General features: G+C 71.9%; 19 protein-coding genes and 4 pseudogenes. 13 read left to right on the top strand and 10 right to left on the bottom strand.

The features are described 5' to 3' along the window. Positions 1-58: 58 nt before the first annotated feature. Positions 59-154: pseudogene (locus tag BN1555_RS41520) on the top strand (hypothetical protein); the annotation flags it as partial. A gap of 192 nt (positions 155-346) precedes the next feature. Here the strand turns inward: BN1555_RS41520 and BN1555_RS02580 are convergent. Next, positions 347-1,441, bottom strand: a complete 1,095-nt coding sequence (locus BN1555_RS02580) for a carboxylate-amine ligase (protein ID WP_093797462.1) — start codon at positions 1,439-1,441, stop codon at positions 347-349. A gap of 269 nt (positions 1,442-1,710) precedes the next feature. Between BN1555_RS02580 and BN1555_RS02575 the strand changes: the two genes are divergently transcribed. After that, positions 1,711-1,911, top strand: a complete 201-nt coding sequence (locus BN1555_RS02575; protein WP_255305844.1) for a DUF5133 domain-containing protein — start codon at positions 1,711-1,713, stop codon at positions 1,909-1,911. 64 nt (positions 1,912-1,975) lie between these two features. Here the strand turns inward: BN1555_RS02575 and BN1555_RS02570 are convergent, their stop codons facing one another. The 3 genes from BN1555_RS02570 to BN1555_RS02560 all read right to left on the bottom strand — a co-directional run bounded on the left by BN1555_RS02570 (position 1,976) and on the right by BN1555_RS02560 (position 3,964). Beyond that, positions 1,976-2,713 carry a phosphodiesterase gene (locus tag BN1555_RS02570; RefSeq protein WP_255305843.1) on the bottom strand — a complete coding sequence of 246 codons (738 nt, stop codon included), beginning with the start codon at positions 2,711-2,713 and terminating at the stop codon, positions 1,976-1,978. 75 nt (positions 2,714-2,788) lie between these two features. Then, entirely contained in the window at positions 2,789-3,364 is a 576-nt protein-coding gene (locus tag BN1555_RS02565) for a hypothetical protein (RefSeq protein WP_093797460.1), read from the bottom strand. 288 nt (positions 3,365-3,652) lie between these two features. After that, positions 3,653-3,964 carry a hypothetical protein gene (locus BN1555_RS02560; protein ID WP_093797458.1) on the bottom strand — a complete coding sequence of 104 codons (312 nt, stop codon included), beginning with the start codon at positions 3,962-3,964 and terminating at the stop codon, positions 3,653-3,655. Between the two features lie 424 nt (positions 3,965-4,388). On the opposite strand from BN1555_RS02560, the gene BN1555_RS38795 reads away from it, so the two are divergent. From BN1555_RS38795 to BN1555_RS02550, 3 genes are all read left to right on the top strand, one after another. Continuing rightward, entirely contained in the window at positions 4,389-4,529 is a 141-nt protein-coding gene (locus tag BN1555_RS38795; protein ID WP_176709925.1) for a hypothetical protein, read from the top strand. Between the two features lie 210 nt (positions 4,530-4,739). Beyond that, positions 4,740-4,991 (top strand): hypothetical protein, encoded by a 252-nt coding sequence (locus BN1555_RS02555; RefSeq protein ID WP_141662801.1) that lies wholly within the window; start codon positions 4,740-4,742, stop codon positions 4,989-4,991. 459 nt (positions 4,992-5,450) lie between these two features. After that, entirely contained in the window at positions 5,451-5,654 is a 204-nt protein-coding gene (locus tag BN1555_RS02550) for a cold-shock protein (protein WP_093797454.1), read from the top strand. Between the two features lie 772 nt (positions 5,655-6,426). Here BN1555_RS02550 and BN1555_RS02540 read toward each other — a convergent pair. The 4 genes and pseudogenes from BN1555_RS02540 to BN1555_RS02525 all read right to left on the bottom strand — a co-directional run bounded on the left by BN1555_RS02540 (position 6,427) and on the right by BN1555_RS02525 (position 8,742). Continuing rightward, the gene (locus tag BN1555_RS02540) at positions 6,427-6,918 is read right to left on the bottom strand and encodes an ATP-binding protein (protein ID WP_255305842.1); all 492 of its coding nucleotides are present in this window, start codon (positions 6,916-6,918) and stop codon (positions 6,427-6,429) included. A 431-nt stretch (positions 6,919-7,349) separates the two neighbouring features. Continuing rightward, complete coding sequence (locus tag BN1555_RS02535; protein WP_093803122.1) at positions 7,350-7,742, bottom strand: cupin domain-containing protein; 393 nt, start codon at positions 7,740-7,742, stop codon at positions 7,350-7,352. Positions 7,743-7,837: 95 nt separating this feature from the next. After that, positions 7,838-8,318: pseudogene (locus BN1555_RS02530) on the bottom strand (SRPBCC domain-containing protein). Positions 8,319-8,367: 49 nt separating this feature from the next. Continuing rightward, entirely contained in the window at positions 8,368-8,742 is a 375-nt protein-coding gene (locus BN1555_RS02525) for a DUF5997 family protein (protein WP_093803121.1), read from the bottom strand. 58 nt (positions 8,743-8,800) lie between these two features. On the opposite strand from BN1555_RS02525, the gene BN1555_RS02520 reads away from it, so the two are divergent. Further along, on the top strand, positions 8,801-9,586 hold the full coding sequence (locus BN1555_RS02520; RefSeq protein WP_093797452.1) for a LysR family substrate-binding domain-containing protein: 786 nt from the start codon (positions 8,801-8,803) through the stop codon (positions 9,584-9,586). 79 nt (positions 9,587-9,665) lie between these two features. Here BN1555_RS02520 and BN1555_RS02515 read toward each other — a convergent pair whose 3' ends face one another. Both BN1555_RS02515 and BN1555_RS02510 read right to left on the bottom strand, forming a co-directional pair. After that, positions 9,666-10,361: a PepSY domain-containing protein gene (locus BN1555_RS02515; protein WP_093797449.1), complete on the bottom strand. Its 696-nt coding sequence runs from the start codon at positions 10,359-10,361 to the stop codon at positions 9,666-9,668. Between the two features lie 129 nt (positions 10,362-10,490). Beyond that, entirely contained in the window at positions 10,491-11,213 is a 723-nt protein-coding gene (locus BN1555_RS02510; protein ID WP_093797447.1) for a cupin domain-containing protein, read from the bottom strand. A gap of 209 nt (positions 11,214-11,422) precedes the next feature. On the opposite strand from BN1555_RS02510, the pseudogene BN1555_RS02505 reads away from it, so the two are divergent. From BN1555_RS02505 to BN1555_RS02475, 7 genes and pseudogenes are all read left to right on the top strand, one after another. After that, positions 11,423-12,183 (top strand): annotated as a pseudogene (locus tag BN1555_RS02505) (PIG-L deacetylase family protein). Positions 12,184-12,452: 269 nt separating this feature from the next. Then, entirely contained in the window at positions 12,453-15,125 is a 2,673-nt protein-coding gene (locus BN1555_RS02500; protein WP_093803120.1) for a glycoside hydrolase family 84 protein, read from the top strand. A gap of 126 nt (positions 15,126-15,251) precedes the next feature. Continuing rightward, positions 15,252-15,465, top strand: a pseudogene (locus BN1555_RS02495) (CBS domain-containing protein); the annotation flags it as partial. A gap of 31 nt (positions 15,466-15,496) precedes the next feature. Further along, positions 15,497-16,075, top strand: coding sequence for a helix-turn-helix domain-containing protein (locus BN1555_RS02490; RefSeq protein WP_093797445.1), 579 nt, complete (start codon positions 15,497-15,499; stop codon positions 16,073-16,075). 93 nt (positions 16,076-16,168) lie between these two features. Continuing rightward, on the top strand, positions 16,169-17,137 hold the full coding sequence (locus BN1555_RS02485; protein ID WP_093797443.1) for an NADPH:quinone oxidoreductase family protein: 969 nt from the start codon (positions 16,169-16,171) through the stop codon (positions 17,135-17,137). Then, a complete protein-coding gene (locus BN1555_RS02480; RefSeq protein ID WP_093797441.1) occupies positions 17,134-18,315 on the top strand; it encodes an acyl-CoA dehydrogenase family protein in 1,182 nt (393 codons plus the stop codon). Before BN1555_RS02485 ends, BN1555_RS02480 begins: the two co-directional genes overlap by 4 nt. Beyond that, on the top strand, positions 18,312-19,418 hold the full coding sequence (locus BN1555_RS02475) for an acyl-CoA dehydrogenase family protein (RefSeq protein WP_093797439.1): 1,107 nt from the start codon (positions 18,312-18,314) through the stop codon (positions 19,416-19,418). The genes BN1555_RS02480 and BN1555_RS02475 overlap by 4 nt, the downstream gene beginning before the upstream one ends. The last annotated feature ends 60 nt before the right edge of the window (positions 19,419-19,478 follow it).

Genomic DNA, 19,478 nt, shown 5'->3' with positions numbered 1-19,478 from the left:
GGTTCAGGCCCGGCCGGAGCGCCGCCGAACTCCACCCGGTGGCGTACTTTCACGTACCGTGCCGGGCTGGTCTGGGCTGGTCTGGGAGACCCCTGTGGAGCACGCGCCGTGGCCGCTGCGCACCGGCACGGTCGAGGATCTGGCGCAGTCGCTGACGACGGCGGTGGGCCTGCCCGCGCCCTCCCGCGCCCCGCTGGCGCACTTCTCACCGGGGTGCGGCGGGTGCGCATCGGGCCCGCGCGGCCGCGGTGGCCCGGCACCGGCCCCGCCCGCGCGGCCCCGCGGGCCCGACCGCCCAAAAGGCGCGGCCGGTCACGGCCCGGCCGCTCCCGCGCGGCGTGGCCGGTCACGGCATGGTGCCCTGGGCGGTCACCAGGTCGGTCAGCGCCCGAAAGCCCCCTTCGGCGAGTGCGCGGCGCTGCTGGTCGGCGGGGGTGCCCTGCCGCAGCAGGCGATGGACCAGGGAGCCGACCTCCCGGGCGTCTCCGGCCTCCTCCAGAGCGGGGGCGATGTGCTCCATCAGCAGGTGCACCACGTCGCCCGCGCTGCGCAGGGTGCCGTCGGGGGCGACCAGGGACGCGCTGATGCCGTGCCGGGCGGCGTGCCAGTTCGCGCCGTGCAGCAGCTCCGGCGCGCACCGGGGCACCGGCGCACCGGCCTTCTCGTCACGGATCGCGGTCGCCACCAGCCCACGGACGATCCCGGCGAACATCACCGCGTCGTCGGCCCGCAGCTGCACGTCCATGCACCGCACCTCGACGGTGGGATACCGGCCGGACAGCCGCGCCTGCCAGTAGAGCTGCCCGGTGTCGGTGATGATCCCCGACGTCAGCAGCTCCTGCACACGCCGCTCGTGATCGGCGAGATCGTCGAAGTACGGCGGCGGCCCGCTCACCGGCCACCGCCCGAAGATCAGGGTGCGCCAGCTCGCGAACCCGGTGTCGCGACCGTCCCACAGCGGCGAGTTCGCCGCCATCGCCACCAGCACCGGCAGCCACACCCGGATCCGGTTCAGCACCGCCACCCCGGTCTGCGGATCGGGCACCGCCGCATGCACGTGCATCCCGTTGATCAGCTGCTCCGCGACCAGCTGCGGCGCCTGGGACTCCATCGCCAGATAACGCGGCTGACGGCTCACCGGAACCGGCGCCGCCCGCCGGAACGGCGCCGTCGCACAGGTCGCCAGCCGGCACCCGAACTCCTCGGCCGCAGCACCGACCGCATGCCGCAGCCGCAGCAGATGACCCCCCACCTCCTCCAGGTCCGTACACACCGGAGTGGCGACCTCCACCTGCGCCTGCAACAGCTCGGCCTGCACCTCCCGCCGGTCCACCACCGGCTCCAGCCCCGACGACCCACGCACCTCCTCGGCCAGCGGCACCGGCAGCCCCGACCCCGGATCGAGCAGCAGATACTCCTCCTCGACACCCACAGTGATCATGTTCCGTGACTACCCCCACCACCCCCACGAACCAGGGGGAGAAGCGGCCCGGAGGCCGCGAGGTGCTCCGCGTTCCTGCGGGTTCCTCCGGGGCGGATCGCGAACCGCGTCACGGTTGCATCACGGTGGTGTGTGCGCGGCCGACCGCGGGGCACACCTACTTCGGGACGGGCGGTCCCGGACCGGGGTCGGTGGACCCCGGCCTCAGGGAGGTCGAACCGCCCTCCCACCATCCGTTGGCGAGCGGGAAGGCGGAAACGTTCATGCTGATGGCCCACTCAACAGTCCTCCACGAGCTGGTGTCGCGATACGAAGCCCTGCGTACTGCCACGGAGGGATCGCCCGCCACGGCTGAGCTGAAACGCCGGCTGGAGGACGCGGCCTACACGCTGTGTGTCATCACCGGAACGCGCCACCCCGACCAGGCACTGGCTGTGGCCCGTGCACGGCTGGCCGTCACGGACGACTGACCGGCCCCGTCCCGGTGCGGGGCAACCGGAACCCGGCGGCCGACCGGCCACGGCTGTGGACCGGTCAGCGGTGCGGCCGGGCCCCGCGCCCCGTGCGCGAGCCCCGGTAGGCCGCTTCCCTCAGCCCGCTCAGGCGTGGTGTGGGGTGCAGACGCGGCAAGTGGTTGAGGTACGGATCGTAGGCCGGGACTGCTTCCGGTGGAGTGCCCTGCGTCGAGTGGGTCGTCAGCGTCGCGAAGCGCCGCCAGGGTTCGCGGGGCCCCGCGGCGCACAGCTCGAACGAGAGGGGAGTGTGCCGCAGGGCGGTGCGCAGTGCGTCGAGGTCGCTGCGTACGGCGGGCGCGTCGGCGGAGGGGGCGGCTGCCAGCACACGCGGGCGGTCGCCGACCTGGTAGGCGAGGAGCGTGGAGTAAGGACCGGCCAGCGCGTGGCGCCTGGGCAGCGGCACGTGCCGCATCCACCGGCCGCCACCGCTGGTGGTGAACAGCAGATCCAGCGGACGGCCCGGTCCGCCGGCATCGACGACGCGGACGGCGAGACCCAGGCCGTCCGGCAACCGTCCGGGGAGCCCGGCGGCCCGTGACCACCGCACCAGCGCCGGATACCGGCCCGGCCGGTCGAGCCACGGCTCGCCCCACCACTGTTCATTCGCGTGCACTTCCAGGGTTGCGGCGCCCGTCACTCCGTGAGGGTGAAGCGCCGGCCCCTTCCGCAGCTCGGCCACCCAGCGGGCGACGACCCATGGCCAGGGCCGGGGTTCGCCCCTGTCGTTCGTCGCCGTCCGTTGCGTGTGGCTGCTCATCGCGGCTCGCCTTCGCTGCTCTTCGAGGAAACCGGTGCCACCGGTCCGGCCCGTTCGGGACTGCCGCTCGTTCGCTCAGCAGCGCCAGGGCAGCGGGGCCACGGCACGGTGCCACATGCCCTCCGCCTGCTGCTCCGGGCGCTGCTGCTCACCGTGCAGCGCGTTGAGAACGATCAGACCGCCGGTCAGGGCGGGTACCGCCCACTGCATGCACATCAACCGGTGATTCACCTTCTCCATGTCGGCCGGGTGCCTGGAGATCCTGTGCCCGTCTTCGGTTTCGGGCTGGGGCGAGGATGCCGACTCCACCTTTTTACCCAGCATACGGGCGTAGGCGGTGGCGGCCAGAGCCGCGCCGGTGAGGACGGTCTTGGCCAGAGTGGAGGCTGCCACCCCTTGTTGACCGGCGACCCGGGCGGCGTTGGCCGACAGCAGGCCACTGCCGCCGACCAGGTGCACGGCGATCGCGGCTGCGTTGACGGGCGTCCATTTCGACCAGCCGGAACTGGCGATGCGGGCGGTGGTCGCTTCGGTGCCGCCCTCGTCCCGGGCCGCGCCGTTCAACCCGACCGCTCCCATGAGCGCACCGCCGAACCAGGCTGCCAGGCCCACATCGTGAAGGCTGCGCAGGACGGTGTTGCGTTCCGACATGGGACGGCTCCTTCGAAGTGCTCCGGATGTCGCCGGTGCGCGACCCTTGACTCACCGTGCGGTCAGGGCGCCGTCCGCCACCACTGCAGGTGGTCCGAACGGGCTGCCGGAAGCGAGGAAGGCCGGGGACAGCCGGGAGGGAGGCCGGCCGCGGGCGCCGGGCGCCGTGTGTTTGGTGCCGCCCTGTCTCCGGTCCGCCGCCGGACCCGTACGGGGTCCCGGGTCGGCCATGGGCATCACTCGCGGTCCTCATCCGGGGCGCAGGGGTGCGGCGCCCTGCGAGCGGTGTCACGTCAGGGAGAAAGCGAGCACCGCCGAGAGGACCGTGCACACGGCGACGGCGAGTATCACGGTCCGCGCCGGCCCCGCCAGCCGGCCGGCCGCGGACTTCGGCCACGCGCCCGGCGCCGCGCGGCGGGCGGGCAACCCGGACGTACGCGGCCCGGCTGCCCCGGTGACGCGCGCGTTCCGGCTTTCGGCCTTACGCATCCGCGCACACTGCGCGCAGTTTTCCCGTGCGTGCAGCGGCGAGTCGGGCCGGTACGCGCCGCGCGGCGGAGGATCGGGCGCCGTGACCGGCTTGCTCCTGAAAAGCTCCATGCTCGTTCCAACGCCCGGCCCGGCCACCGGAAGTGCCCGGGGACCGTTCCGCAATCGCGCTGTCACCGAGCCGTTAAAGGCCTACAAACGGATTTGGCCGCCGGGGTCGGATTTTCTGAACGGGCCCGCGTATCAGGAGGGCCGGGAAAGCCGGGGTCTTGGCCTCGCCACGTGCGATGCGGTGAGCGAGAACCCGCAGTGCGATGGCGGTGACCTGCACGGCCTCGCCCTGGATGGGGTGCTCACCGCACTCCCGCACGTATGCCGGGAATTCTTCATATCTCAGGGTTTTCTCCTTTCTGGCGCCCTTCCCCTACGAGGTGACGAAAGGAAAGTGTGACCTGGGTCATTGGTGCAACGGCGGCATATGCCCACTATGGGAACGATCCCGCCGGGAATCCGCCTACAGCGAAGAGTGGTCCCTATGAGCAAGCAGCATGTACACGTCCGTCTCAATCGGGGCATGGAGGTCTCGGAAGAGGGTGAACTGGTCGAGCGGTTCGGTTGCCGGTGCGGAGCCGCCTGGACCAAGACGTACCGAGCCGAGGGCCCGGAGGCGGAGTGAGGCCGGGGCCTTCGGGCCCGGGGTCCTGCGCCTGGCCGCCACCTCTTCGCGCCGCTGCCTCCGGTGGCCGCCGACTGTGATCCGGCGTCGCCTTCCATGCCCTTTGCCGGGATGCCGGACGGCTCCGCCCGCGCGCCGGTAAACCTCCGGTGCCTCGTGTTCCTCCTGTTGGCCTACGCCCGGTGGCCCTTTCGGCCGTCAGGGGCTCTGATGGACAACGGACCGGTCCCCCTCCCCACCATGAAGAAGGGCACGCCGATGTACGAGATGCGCGCCGAGCCCACCGTGGACAGAGGCGAATTGGTCTGGCATGTCATTGCCAAGGACGCGCCCGCCAGCACTCTTTGCGGAAGCCGTCTCGCTCCACCCCGCGCCGCCACGCACAGCGAGGCGATCGCCGAACGCTACTGCGACCCCTGTATGGCCGCGTTCGGCTCGGCGATGCAGAGCGACGCACACTGACCGTCCGGACTGCCGGCGAAGAGAAGGTCTGCGGGCGTATTCGCCGACCGCCCCCGAGGGAGCGGCCGGCGGGTGTCCATTGCCGGGGCGGTCGGCGGCCGTCCGCCCCGGCCGCCCCGGAGGTGGTGACGGCTTTCATGGTGATCGCATTCATGTGCAATCCATTACTGGTGCTGCTGCTGATGATGCCGCCCAAGTGAACGATCGGTTACTCGTTCACCACTCTGAATTCAGACCCTTACCCCATTACGGTGCAGGTGGGGATTCCGCGTCGCGGTGCATAGCGGAGCGGGCACTGCTCGGGTACGGTCGGTGTCATAGCAGTCGTGGTTCCGAACCCTGTTCGCCTGTGATCGGCGATCACAGTATTTTGTGCTGTTCAGAGTCTTCATGGGCCCGGCGATCACCTCCGGGTGCCGTGCTGTGCGGTATCCGCCCCTTTGATTCCAGGAGACCGGTATGGCTACGGGCACCGTGAAGTGGTTCAACAGTGAGAAGGGTTTCGGCTTCATCGAGCAGGACGGCGGCGGGCCCGACGTCTTCGCCCACTATTCGAACATTGCCGCCCAGGGCTTTCGTGAGCTCCAGGAGGGGCAGCGGGTGTCCTTCGACGTCACGCAGGGCCAGAAGGGCCCGCAGGCGGAGAACATCGTTCCGGAATAGCGGAGCGGGCTTGCCGGGGACGACGGCGCAGTAGGCGCACAGAAGCGCGGCAGGCCGCATATCAAGTGACAAGGGTGATCCCCTTGCGCTCCGGGTGCTCACCCCGTGGGTACCCGGAGCGGCCGGGCCGGGCGCCGATTCGGGCGCCCGGCCCGGCGTGCTGTCAGTCCCAGACGGTCCCGGTGCAGAGGGGGCCGGCCCGGACCGCTTCGGCCGCGGTCCGCGCACAGAGGGCACGAACGGCTCCGGCAGGGCGGTGGCGGACCGTCACGACCAGCTCGCACATGTGCCCTTCTCTCCGTCGGCCAGGTGCACGGCGTCCACGAACTCGGCCTGGTCCCCGCCGATACGCCCGAGGGGCGGATGGACGCCGACGACATTCGGCGCCGTACGTCCACCGCGAGGGCTGCAAGGGGGCGGACGGTCGGGTCTCGCACTCGTCGAGGGCGAGACGGCCGAGGATGCCGAAGCCGACCCGGGACAGGACCGGGCCGCCGTTCGGGTTCGAGGCCACCGTGGCCTCCTACGGGGAGGTCGCCGGGTTCCGCCGCATGTACGGCCTACGGCCGCCCCGACTACTTCATCCGCGTCGCCGACCACGCCGCCTGTGAAGCCCTCCTGGCCGGCAGGCTCAGTGGTCTGCCCGCCGTCCTGCGCCTGACCTCCCACCTCACCATGAAGAAGATCAAGACGGACAGCCGAACCCGGACAACCGCATGGAACCTCGCCGGGATGCGGCCATCCCGGCGAGTCCGGCTCCGGGGCAGCCCGGTCATCCGGCGTCGAGGTCCCGCCGCACCTCGAACCCGCCGTGGCCGTCGAACCGCACCTCCAGCACGGTGTCGAACCCGTCCGACAGCGACGGCTTGCGCAACCGCTTGAGCGTGGCGTGGACGCCCACGTCGGGGACGCGGTCTCGTCCCTCCCGCGCCGCGTTGCGCCGGAGCGAGCCCGGGACGTCCGGAGGGAACCAGTACGCCGTCACCGTCGCACCCAGGGCATGGCCCAGGGCCACCAAGGGCTGCCACTCCTGCGGCGACGGGTTGGTGTTGTCGACCGCCACCGGTTCCCCGGCGGTCAGCGCCTCTTCCGCCAGACGCATCTGCCGCTGCTGCTTGTTCCGCGCGGCGCGCGGAAACAGGTCCTTGCTCACCAGCGCGTAACGGCCGGCGAGGCGTTGCTCGTAGAAGGTGGACTTTCCCGAAGCCTGCAGTCCGACGAGTACGGCCATGTCCAATCCCGCGCTGTTCGGGGGTTCCTGCACCGGCACCTCCTCATTGATCCGGAACAGCCCCGGCGCCACCGGGCCGGCTCCTGCGGCGCGCAGTGGTTCAGCGCGTGTCCGGCGCCAGGTGATTCCGTCGGCCGGCCCTGCGGGAGCAGCCGGTGACTTCCCCGGCCCAAGTGTGCGGCACGGTCGGGTCCCGGGCACCGCGGGCCGCCAGGACAGGCGTACGCAGCGGGGAAGCCTGCGCTCCACCGGGCCGTGCGGTGCGTACGCGAACGTCCGCGCGCGGTCCGGGAGGCATCGGACCGGTGTCATCCGCTCGGACGGCGGCCACGGAAGGGGCGTGGGAGGGGGCGGTGCCCGCCTGTCACTGATCCTCCTCGCGTGCTTTCCCGTCCCGACGACCGGACCCGGCCCGGCAGTCGCCAGCCACGCGCGCGTGGCTGTGACCGGCACGCACCACGGTGTCAGGCAAGCACTCCGGCACGGTCCTCTTCAGAGGTCACTTTGTAGCCGGGGACAGAGGGCCAGCGGACCGTCAGTACGACGGATTCTTCCTCCGCGTACCAGGAGTGGTCGACGCCCCGGCCCCACACGACGTAGTCCCCCTGCTCGGCCAGCACAACACTGCGCCCAGGAAGTTCCACACGGAAGCGGCCGCTGATGAGGACCAGCAGAGCCGTACGTTCCTCACCGGTCACCCACTGCGCCCGTTCGTCGCCCTGCGGGTGGACACCCCATTTGATCTCGACGGCCTCGCTGTGCCGAGGGTCGGAGGCGTCCTTGAAGTGCCCGAGCAGCCATCCCCGGTCCAGTGGCGCGTCCTTGCCCGCATTGCCCACGTACACGCTGTCGTTCATGGCTTCGGAAGGTACCACCCGCTCCCACCGGTGACGCAGGCGTACGGTTTCCGCGCGAATCGGGCCTGTGGGGGCAACCGGGCCGGCCGCGGCCGTCAACGAGCGGTTGTGGGAGAACGCCGGCCGGTCTCGACGAGCCCGGCGAGATTCGCCGGTGCCATCCGCGTACCGGTCTCGTTGTCGGCGGCCGGAATGCTGTCGGGAGTTCCTCCGCGCACGATGAGGGCGTCGGTGCCGCCGTCTGCCGAGGTAAGCGTTGTGGTCAGCGTCATCTCACCGCCGAGTTCGGATCTGCCGTCTCGAACTCGGACACCTCGACCGCTTGCTCGTCCGGTACGAGCTTCACGAAGCGGCCGTAGCACGTGTCGGTTTGCGCCGCCGACTTTCCGGTTCCGTCCGGCGCGTCGTACGTGAGCGAGATTCGGAACGAGCCGCCTTCACGGGCATCGAACTCATACACGTGGCTGCTCACGCCCGGTGGAACTCTCCACTTCGCGATCGCGGCTGCATCGAGAAGCGCCCGGTAGGCAGCCGGACGGGGGCACTCACACGACGGGAGATCCGAGTCGAACGCACGTATGCAGATTATGGTTCGTGCCCCCGGCGCTCCGCTTCGGGAGGCGCCTTACTCTGCGTTCTTCTCCTTGATACGCACCGCTTCTTTCCGGACCTCGGCCTGGGTGGCGCGTTCCCGCTCCAGCCACTCGGGGCGGTCCTTCTTCAACGCGTCGATCTGCTCCGTGGTGAGGGCTTCCGTGACTCCGCCACGTGCGAGACCCGAGATGGAGACGCCCAGCTTCGCCGCGACCACCGGCCGGGGGTGCGGGCCGTTGCGGCGCAGCTCCAGCAGCCACTCGGGCGGATCGGTCTGGAGCGCGTTCAACTCGGTGCGTGAGACGACACCCTCCTGGAACTCGGCGGGGGTGGCCTCGAGGTACACACCCAGCTTCTTCGCCGCGGTCGCGGGCTTCATTGTCTGGGTGTTCTGGTGCGACGTCATGGTGTCAAGGGTATCGAGCATGTGCGCTACCTCCGACCACGGCCGGTAACCTGGGGGAGTGACAGGCTCGGAAGTACCTCCTTCGTTTCGGCTCGCCTACGTCCCCGGGGTGACGCCCACGAAGTGGGTGCGGATCTGGAACGAGCGGCTGCCCGGAGTTCCGCTGACCCTCGTCGCGGTGTCCGCCGCCGAAGCGCCCGACGCGTTGCGTGACGGCGGTGCCGACGCGGGTTTCCTGCGGCTGCCGGTCGACCGGACGGATCTCAGCGCGATCCCCCTCTACACCGAGACGACGGTGGTCGTGATCCCGAAGGACCACGTCGTGGCGGCGGTCGACGAGGTGTCCGCCGAGGACCTGGCCGACGAGATCGTGCTGCACCCCCTCGACGACACCCTCGAATGGGAGCACCCGCCGGGACAGCCCGCGAACGAGCGCCCCGCCACGACGGAGGACGCCGTCGAACTGGTGGCGGCAGGAGTGGGTCTGCTCGTCGTCCCGCAGTCCCTCGCCCGCCTGCACCACCGCAGGGACCTCACGTACCGGCCGGTCTCGGACGTCCCCGAGTCACGCATCGCGTTGTCGTGGCCGCAGGACGAGACCACCGAACTGGTGGAGCAGTTCATCGGAATCGTCCGGGGGCGGACCGTCAACAGTTCACGAGGCCGCCCCCCGGCCCCGGCACAGTCGAAGGGCAAGAGCCCCGAGGCGGGCGGCGCACAGCGGAAGCCCGCAGCAGGCAAGGCGGCCGGCAGGACGACAGGCAAGACGGCCGGGAAGAACCCGCGGAGCGGTCCCAGGGGGTCCAAGGGCGGCAAGCGCGGCAAACCTCGCCGTCGGTCGTAGCCCGGTTCGGCCGGGCCGGCGGATCTGCGGGGGTTCGGTTCGGCCGGCGAAGGAGAGCCGCGAGGCACCGGTTGCCGCCTCAGCCGCGGTCGACATGCTCGCGCACGATCGTGCCGGCCGCCGCGTCGATGTCGAACGTGGTCTTGTTCCAGTCGTCGGTGGTCACCACATCGACGGACCAGATGAGGGCCCCGCTGTCGTTGTCGTCAAGCTTGACGGAGCCGACCGTGCCGCTCCTCTTCTCCGTGGCGGTTCTGGCCGCCTGCTCCCAGCTCTGCTCGGCCCCGGCCAGCCGATGGGCCGGTTCGCGCTTGTCGTCGGCGTCCTGGTCGGCCTCCGCACCGGACTGGGTCACCCTGCCCGGGACGGCGTCGACGCGGACGCGGTGGGCGGTGCCGTCCTCCGCGGCGACCTCGGCCATCCATTGCGGGCCGTCCTTCAGCTCGATCCCGGTCAGCTTGCCTCCCCGAACCTCTCCCACCGCCGTACGGGCAGCCTTGTCGTAGCTGATCCTGGCGGACGGGAGCAGGGCCTTGCGCTCGGCCTGGTCCTCGGTGAGCCCCCCGGTGTCCGACGGGCTGTTCCTCCGCGCCGGACTCGGCGCCTTCGTGTTCCCGGTAGTGGCGCCGGGGGAGGGCTCCCCTCCACCGCCGTCGTCGTCCCCGCACCCGCTCATCAGTACCGCCGAGGCGGCGACGGCGCACGGGGCGGCCCCGGTCCGGCCCCATCGGTGGCGTGAGACGCCGGGCTTCACGCGGCTGGACTCGAAGTCCATACCGGCACCTCCAGCCGTCAAGCCGCGCCGACATGCCCTGCGGCGCCAAGGATCACTCCACTGCCCGGTCCCGGGCCGGCGCGCGTTCCCGGCCGGCAGCCCTCCCCGTGGCCGCTGCGCGGCCGCGGGTCAACCGTCGGCGTGGTAGACGTCCAGTCGGCCGCACATCCCGAACCTTCCGCGGGCCGCGGGGCCTTCGGCGCGTACGACCGCCTGCGCGAGGTACCCGCAGTCGCCGTCGTCCAGCCGGCCGAGCTGGACCCTCGTGGCGTCGGCCGCGGCCGCGGCGCCGTTCTGCCACCGCTCGCGCCAGTCCCCGGTCAGCGGTCCGACCAGCGCGGCCGCCGCCCGGTGGAACGCGGCGAGCGGCCCGGGGTCGCCGCCGCCGGCCGCCTCGCGGAGCGCCGCGAACCCCTCGACGGCCAGGTCACGGCGTACCCGGGCCGCGCGTGCCAGCTCTTCCTCGGTGCCGTGCGCGGGCAGCGTTGCGGCGGCCCGGTACGCCGCAGGGTCGGCCAGCAGCCTCGGGGGGAGGGTGAGCACCGCGTCGCCCGCCTCGGGCAGGCCCCGGTTCTGCATGAGTACGACGATGGTCAGGCCGCCGTCGTTGACGAGCCGGTGGACGGTGCCGGGCGTGAACCACACGAGCGCCCCCTCGGTGAGGGGTGTCTGCCGGAAGCCGGACGCGGTGAGCGTCTGCACCGAGCCCCGGCCGCCGGTCACCAGGTAACCCTCGGAGCAGGTGAGGTGAAGGTGAGGGGTGCCGCCGCGCAACCCGTCGGCGGCCGGCCAGTCGTACACCCGCAGCAGTGAGACACCGACACCGCCGGGAAGTCCTTCGTATCCGGTCACCACGGAAGCTCCTCGGTAAGCGCTTTCCCCGCCGCAACCTAGGGGTGTGTGCGACCGCGGTCAAGGGTGTGCCCGCGCCGGTTTCCCGACTGCCGGGGAGCGCGTCGAGCCTTCGTGCGAGAAGCCGCTCGCCCGGCGTGCGACGACACCTGGCACCGCAACGGCCCGGGGCGAACCGGAACTGGCGGTTCGCCACTTATTCTCCGCGCATGACCACCGAGCCGACACAACAGCCCCGACAGCCCCAGCAGCTTCAGCCGATGCCTTCCGACTGGCAGCGTGCCCTCGCCGTCGTGGCGCATCCGGACGATCTCGAGTACGGGTGCGCCGGAGCCGTGGCGGGGTGGACCGACGGCGGCCGCGAAGTGACGTACCTGCTCGCCACCCGGGGCGAGGCCGGGATCGACACCCTGGAGCCGGACAGGTGCGGCCCGCTGCGGGAGCGGGAGCAGCGGGCCAGTGCGGCGGTGGTGGGGGTCGCCACGGTGGAGTTCCTGGATTACGCGGACGGCGTGATCGAGTACGGGACCGGACTGCGCCGGGACATCGCCGCCGCCATCCGCAGGCACCGCCCCGAACTCGTCATCACCCTCAACCACCGCGACACCTGGGGCGGCGTCGCCTGGAACACGCCCGACCACCGGGCGGTGGGCCGGGCCACTCTGGACGCGGCGGGCGACGCCGGGAACCGCTGGATCTTTCCCGAGCTCACCGCCCGGGGCTCGCGCCCTGGGACGGGGTGCGGTGGGTCGCCGTCGCGGGTTCGGCGACGCCCACCCACGCCGTGGACGCGGAGCCCGGACTGGAGCGCTCCGTGCTGTCCCTGCTCGAACACCGGGCTTACATCGAGGCGTTGACGGACGAGGACCCCGAGACGTACTGCCGCACGTTCCTCACCCGGAACGCGCAGCGCGCGGCGGAACGCTTCGGAGGGAAGCCCGCGGTCACCTTCGAGGTCTTCAGCCGCTGAGTCCCGGCGGGGCGTACGCCGGGAAGGCGGCTGCGGGCACCGCGCCGGCCTCGGGCGTGCCGGGCGGCGGCGTTGCGGGACCGATACCGCTATCCGGCTCAAAGATGAACGGTCACGGGCGACTTGCGAAATCGTCTGGATGAGACGTGCGCGCCATTGACAGTCTGTCAGGCTCCGGGACGATTCTGTGGGGTTGTGATGCGTGATTGCCCGCAGTTTTCGCCGGGACCCCTGGAGGACGTGTGACGCTCCGCCTGCGCCCGCTCGCCATGCTCGCTGCCGCTCTCGCCCTGGTGGCCGGAGTTCCGGCCGTCGGGGCGGCCGCCGAACCGGCAGCCGCCACCCCCTCGGCCACCGAACCGCCGGGCGGCAGCGCCCGAAGAACCGCCCCCGTCATCACCCCGACACCGCAGGACCTCCAGGAGCGCGACGACCGGGCCACCATCACTCCGACGGTGACGGTTGTCGCGGGCGCCAAGGCCGACGCCGCCGCGCTGGAAGTGATCCGGCAGGCGCTCCTCGACGCCGGTGCGCACCAGGTCGTACGAGGCGAACGCCCCGTCAAGAGCAGGCTCACCGTCTACGTCGGCGGTCCGGGGGAGACCCCGCGGACCGCCGAGGCGCTCGCCGACCTCGGTATCGAGGGCCCCGACGACCTCCCCGCGGAGGGGTACGTCCTGGGCATCGGGGAGCGCCGTATCGCGCTCTCCGGCAAGGACGCGGCCGGTACGTACTACGCCGCCCAGTCGCTGCGCCTGCTGCTCCCCGAGCGCGGCGGACCCGGCGCGAAGGTCGCGGGTGTCGAGGTCCGGGACTGGCCCACCACCGCCGTCCGCGGCGTCATCGAGGGCTTCTACGGCATCCCGTGGACCCACGCCGCCCGTCTCGACCAGCTCGACTTCTACGGCGAGCACAAGATGAACATCTACGTCTACTCGCCCAAGGACGACCCGTACCTGCGCGAGAGGTGGCGCGAACCCTACCCCGCCACCCAGCTCGCGAAGATCGAGGAGCTCGTCGACCGGGCCCGCGCCCGGCACGTGGAGTTCACCTACGCGCTGTCGCCCGGGCTGAGCGTCTGCTACAGCTCCGAGGCCGACATCAAGGCGCTGACCGACAAGTTCGAGACGGTCTGGGACCTCGGTGTCCGCACCTACGCCGTGCCGCTCGACGACATCAGCTACACCAGGTGGAACTGCCAGGCGGACCAGGACAAGTGGGGGACGGGAGCGGCCGCCGCGGGCGCCGCCCAGGCGTACCTCCTCAACCGGGTCAACCAGGACTTCATCGCCGCCCACCCGGGCGCCGCGCCGCTCCAGATGGTGCCGACGGAGTACTACAACATCACTCCCTCCCCGTACAAGAAGGCGCTCGCCGAGCAGCTCGACGACGACGTGGTGGTCGAGTGGACCGGCGTCGGCGTCATCGCGCCGGTGATCACGGTGGCGCAGGCGAGGGCCGCGCGTGACGTCTTCGCGCACCCGATCCTGCTCTGGGACAACTACCCGGTGAACGACTACGTCACCAACCGGCTGCTGCTCGGCCCCTACAACGGCCGGGAGGAGGGGATGCCCGCGGAGCTCGGCTCCGGCATCACCGCCAACCCGATGAACCAGGCGTACGCCTCGAAGATCCCGCTGATCACCGTCGCCGACTACATGTGGAACGACGCGGCCTACGATCCGCGAGATTCGTGGAGGACGGCGATCTCCGAGTACGCGGGCGGCGACGCGAAGACGGCGAAGGCCCTGCGGGTCTTCTCCGACGTCAACTACAGCTCCCGCATCAACGCCCAGCAGGCCCCCGACCTGGCCGCCGCGATCGAGCGGTTCTGGGAGACCGGGGACGAGCGCGGACTGGACGGCGCGCTGGCGGACCTCCAGAAGTCACCGGACGTCCTGCGCGACCGCCTCCCCGAGCAGGAGTTCATCGACGACAGCGAATCGTGGCTCGACGCCGCCGAGGCGTGGGGCGTCGCGACGCGCGCCGCGCTGCGGCTGGTCGCACTGGCCCGGGACGGAGACGGCGAGCGCGCCTGGGAACAGCGGCAGCGGCTGCCCGGGCTCGTCGCCGCGGCGAAGTCCTTCACGTACACCGATCTGGAAGGGCGCAAGATCCCGGTGGTCGTGGGCGAAGGAGTGCTCGACAAGTTCGCCGAGGACGCGGCCGCCGAGCACGACCGGCTGCTCGGTGTCACCGGCGGCACCAGGGGGCTGACCAACCTGCCCGCCTACCAGGGCAACGTGATCGCCCGGATGGTCGACGGCGACGACAGCACGTTCTTCTGGAGCAGCCGCGCCACCGCCGCCGGTGACCAGGTGACGGTCGACCTGCGCAAGGAACGCGAGATCGGCCGCGTCTCGCTCGCCATGGGCAAGCCGGGCAGCGCGAACGACTACATGCGCCAAGGAGTGCTGGAGTACTCGTCCGACGGCACTTCCTGGAAACAGCTCACGGCGTTCTCCGGCCGGCCGGCCGTGACGGCGACGGCCCCGGCCGGCACCGAGGCCCGTTACGTGCGGGCGCGGGCCACGGCGGGGCAGACGAACTGGCTCGTCGTACGGGAGTTCGCCGTGGAGACCGAGGACGCGGCCGTGACCGGCGGACCGCCGGCGGCGGCCGGCAGCAGCCTGCGTGCGGCGGCCGACGGAGACGTCGGCAGCGTCTACCGCGCTGCGCGCGCACCCGAGCCGGGCGAGGCGCTCCAGGTGGACCTGGGCGGGACGCGGACGGCGACGTCCGTGACCGTCCTCCAGCCGGAGGGCAACTCCGCGCAGGCCGCTGTGCAGGTACGCGAGGCCGACGGCGCCTGGCGCACGGTCGGCCGGGTCGACGGCGGTTACGAGGAGTTCCCCGCGGGCTACGAACGGATCTCGGCCGTACGCCTGCTCTGGGGCGGGGGCGGGAGCACGCCGCAGGTCGCCGAGGTGATCGTGCGGTAGGGAACACGGTGGTGACGCGGCCCCCGGGCAGCCGGCCGGGGGCCGCGTCGTGTCTGCCCGTCCGGTGGCTGTGACCGCTGCCTCTTTGCGTTGCTTTGCCATCCCCCTTGCTCTTGGGGGCTGGACACCGCGCTGCACCCGGTGATCGGGGTCGGGACCGACACGCCGCTCGACGACACCATGACCGACCGCCGTGCGGGCCGCGGGTACGCACCTCGCCGCCGCCGCCGCCGTCGTCGGCGGCGAGGGCGAGGGCGCCGTGATCGGTTTCGTCACCATGGAGGACGTACTGGAAGAGCTCGTCGGTCCCGCGACAGTGGGCGGCGCCGTCTCCGCTTGACAAAGCGGTTTGCCGATCCTGCAATGTCCTCATGGATGAAGAGAAGGACCTGGACGGCGTACTGAACGGTGTGGGCGCGCGCCTGCGCAAACTGCGCAAGGAGCGCGGAGCCACCCTGACCGCGCTCTCCGAGGCGACCGGGATCTCGGTGAGCACCTTGTCCCGGCTGGAGTCCGGCGGCCGGAAACCGAGCCTGGAACTGCTGCTGCCGATCGCCCGGGCCCACCAGGTGCCGCTCGACGAGCTGGTGGGCGCGCCTCCGGTCGGGGACCCCCGGGTGCGGACGAAGCCGATCGAGCGGGACGGGCAGACGTATCTGCCGCTGACCCGGCAGCCCGGCGGCCTCCAGGCGTTCAAGGTGGTCTACCGGCAGGGGCGCAAGGACCCCGAGCCGCGCATCCACGAGGGCTATGAGTGGCTGTACGTCCTGTCGGGCAGGCTGCGGGTGGTGCTGGGTCCGCACGATCTGGAGATCGGCCCCGGCGAGGCGGTGGAGTTCGACACGCGGGTGCCGCACTGGTTCGGCCCGGCGGGAGAGGGGCCCGTGGAGGTCCTGAGCCTCTTCGGCCCCCAGGGGGAGCGGATGCACGTGCGGGCCAGGCCGAAGTAGGGGTGATGGCGCCGCAGCTGTTCCCATCGGGGCAAGCGACCGCTTAGTATGCGCCGAGCGCGATACTGCCTACGGTGTTGTGGAGGATCTCGGATGCGGGCATGGCGAGTGCACGAGAACGGCGAGCCGGGCGAGGTGATGCGCCTCGACGAGGTCGGCACACCCACGCCGGGCGAAGGGCAGCTCCTGCTGAAGGTGCGCGCCGCGAACATCAACTTCCCCGACGCCCTGCTCTGCCGCGGCCAGTACCAGGTGCGGCCGCCCCTGCCCTTCACCCCGGGCGTCGAGATCTGCGGCGAGACGGAGGACGGCCGCCGCGTGATCGCCACTCCGGCGCTGCCGCACGGCGGTTTCGCCGAGTACGTCGTCGTCGACGCGGCCGGCGTGCTGCCCGCACCCGAAGCGCTGGACGACGCCGAGGCGGCCGCCCTGCACATCGGTTACCAGACGGGCTGGTTCGGGCTGCACCGCCGGGCGCACCTCGAGGCGGGGGAGACCCTGCTGGTGCACGCGGCGGCGGGCGGCGTCGGCAGCGCCGCCGTACAGCTCGGCAAGGCGGCCGGAGCCACCGTCATCGGTGTCGTCGGCGGCCCCGAGAAGGCCCGTACCGCCCGGGAGCTGGGCTGCGACCTGGTCATCGACCGGCACGGCGAGGACATCGTCGCCAAGGTCAAGGAAGCCACCGGCGGGCGCGGCGCCGACGTCGTCTACGACCCGGTGGGCGGCGACGCGTACGCCAAGTCGGTGAAGTGCGTCGCCTTCGAGGGCCGCATCGTCGTGGTCGGCTTCGCGAGCGGCTCGATCCCCTCGCCGGGGCTCAACCACGCCCTGGTGAAGAACTACTCGATCGTCGGCCTGCACTGGGGCCTCTACAACACCATGGACCCGGCCGCGGTCCTCGCCTGCCACCAGGAGCTCACCGAGCTGGCCGCCGAGGGCGCCATCAGGCCCCTGGTCAGCGAGCGCGTGGCCATGAAGGACGCGGCGGACGCGGTCCAGCGCGTCGCGGACGGCACGACCACGGGACGCGTGGTCGTCGTACCGGAGGGAACGGCCCGATGACCGACGCAGCCGAAGTGCGGAACCTGACCCGGCAACTGCTCGCCGCGCACCCGCCGGCCACCACGGACCGCACGGACTTCCTCAAAGCCCGCTTCGACGCCGGACTCGCCTGGGTGCACTACCCCGTGGGCCTCGGCGGACTCGGCGCGCCCCGCTCCCTCCAGGCCGTCGTGGACGCGGAGCTGGCGGCGGCCGGCGCGCCCGACAACGACCCGCGGCGCATCGGCATCGGCCTCGGCATGGCCGCGCCGACCATCCTGCGCTTCGGTACGGACGAGCAGAAGCAGAGCCTGCTGCGGCCCCTGTGGGTCGGCGAGGAGGTGTGGTGCCAGATGTTCAGCGAGCCGGGCGCGGGCTCCGACCTCGCGGCGCTGGGCACGCGCGCGGTGCGGGACGCCGACGAATGGGTCGTCGACGGGCAGAAGGTGTGGACGTCCAGCGCCCACGTGGCCCGCTGGGCGATCCTCATCGCCCGTACGGACCCGGACCTGCCCAAGCACCAGGGCATCACGTACTTCGTGTGCGACATGACCGATCCCGGGGTCGAGGTCAGGCCGCTGCGCCAGATCACCGGCGAGGCGGAGTTCAACGAGGTCTTCCTCACCGGCGTACGCATTCCCGACAGCCGGCGCCTCGGCGCCGTCGGCGAGGGCTGGAAGGTCGCGCAGACCACCCTCATGAACGAGCGCGTCTCGATCGGCGGCTCCCGCATCCCGCGCGAGGGCGGCATGATCGGCCCGATCGCCAGGACCTGGCGCGAGCGTCCCGAACTGCGCACCCACGACCTGCACCAGCGCCTGCTCGGCCTCTGGGTCGAGGCCGAGGTCGCACGCCTGGCCGGCGAGCGGCTGCGCCAGCAGCTCGTCGCGGGCCAGCCGGGCCCCGAGGGCTCGGCCATGAAGCTGGCCTTCGCCCGCCTCAACCAGGAGATCAGCGGCCTGGAGGTGGAACTGCGCGGCGAGGAGGGGCTGCTGTACGACGACTGGACCATGCGCCGTCCCGAACTCGTCGACTTCACCGGCCGCGAGGCCGGCTACCGCTACCTGCGCTCCAAGGGCAACAGCATCGAAGGCGGTACGAGCGAGGTACTGCTCAACATCGTCGCGGAACGCGTACTCGGCCTGCCGTCCGAGCCGCGCAGCGACAAGGACATCGCCTGGAAGGACCTGGCCCGATGACTGACCTGCTGTACTCCGAGGCGGAGGACGACCTGCGCGCCGCCGTACGCTCCCTCCTCGCCGACCGCTGCGACCACGCGACCGTCCTCACCCGCGCGGAGTCGGACACGCCGTACGACCCGCGGCTGTGGGGATCGCTGGCCACCGAAATGGGCCTGGCGGGGCTCCTCGTACCCGAGAAGCTCGGCGGCCAGGGTGCCACCCACCGCGAGGCCGCGGTGGTGCTGGAGGAGCTGGGCCGCAGCGTCGCCCCGACGCCGTACCTCACCGGAGCGGTCATCGCCGCCGAGACCCTGCTGGGGTGCGACACCGAGGACGGGGCGGTCGGGGAGCTCCTCGGCGCACTCGCCGGCGGCGGTACGGTCGTCGCACTCGCCGTCCCGCTGTCCGCCGCTCCCGGGAGCGGACTCTCCGGCACGGTGCGGGCGGACGGTGACGGCTCGCTCGGCGGACGCATCACCGGCGTCGCGGACGCGGCCGCCGCCGCGGTCCTGCTCGTACCGGCCGAGGACGGGCTGTACGCGGTGGAGACGGGGGCGCCCGGCGTCACCGTCGAGACGTTGACCCCGCTCGACCTGACCCGGCCGCTCGCCACCGTCACCCTCGACGGGGCCCGCGGCCGCCGCCTCGCCGGATCGGCCGATGCTCCGGTGCGGCGCGGGCTGCTCGCCGGGGCCGGGCTGCTCGCCTCCGAGCAGCTGGGGCTCGCCGAGTGGTGTCTGGAGGAGGCCGTCCGCTACACGCGCGACCGCAAGCAGTTCAACCGCCCGGTCGGTTCCTTCCAGGCGCTCAAGCACCGCATGGCGCAGCTGTGGCTCGAGGTCGTCTCGGCGCGGGCCGCCGCCCGCAACGCCGCCGACGCCCTGGCCACCGGCAGCGCGGACGCGCCCCTCGCGGTGGCGGTCGCGCAGACGTACTGCTCGCGGGTCGCGGTGCACGCGGCCGAGGAGTGCGTACAGTTGCACGGCGGTATCGGCATGACCTGGGAGCACCCCGCGCATCTGTACCTCAAGCGGGCCAAGGCGGACTCGATCGCGCTGGGCACGCCCGGCCGGCACACGGAGGCGATGGCGCAGCTCGTCGGCCTGCCCGCGCCCGAGTAGCGCGGGCCCTGCCCCGGTAAGGGGCAGTGGATCCCACACCCCTTTACATACGGTTTAATT

Source organism: Streptomyces sp. Wb2n-11 (assembly GCF_001049855.1).
GTDB classification, from domain to species: Bacteria; Actinomycetota; Actinomycetes; order Streptomycetales; family Streptomycetaceae; genus Streptomyces; species Streptomyces altiplanensis.
Note: the sequence above shows the minus strand (reverse complement) of the source record. Positions and strands in the feature narration are given on the sequence as shown.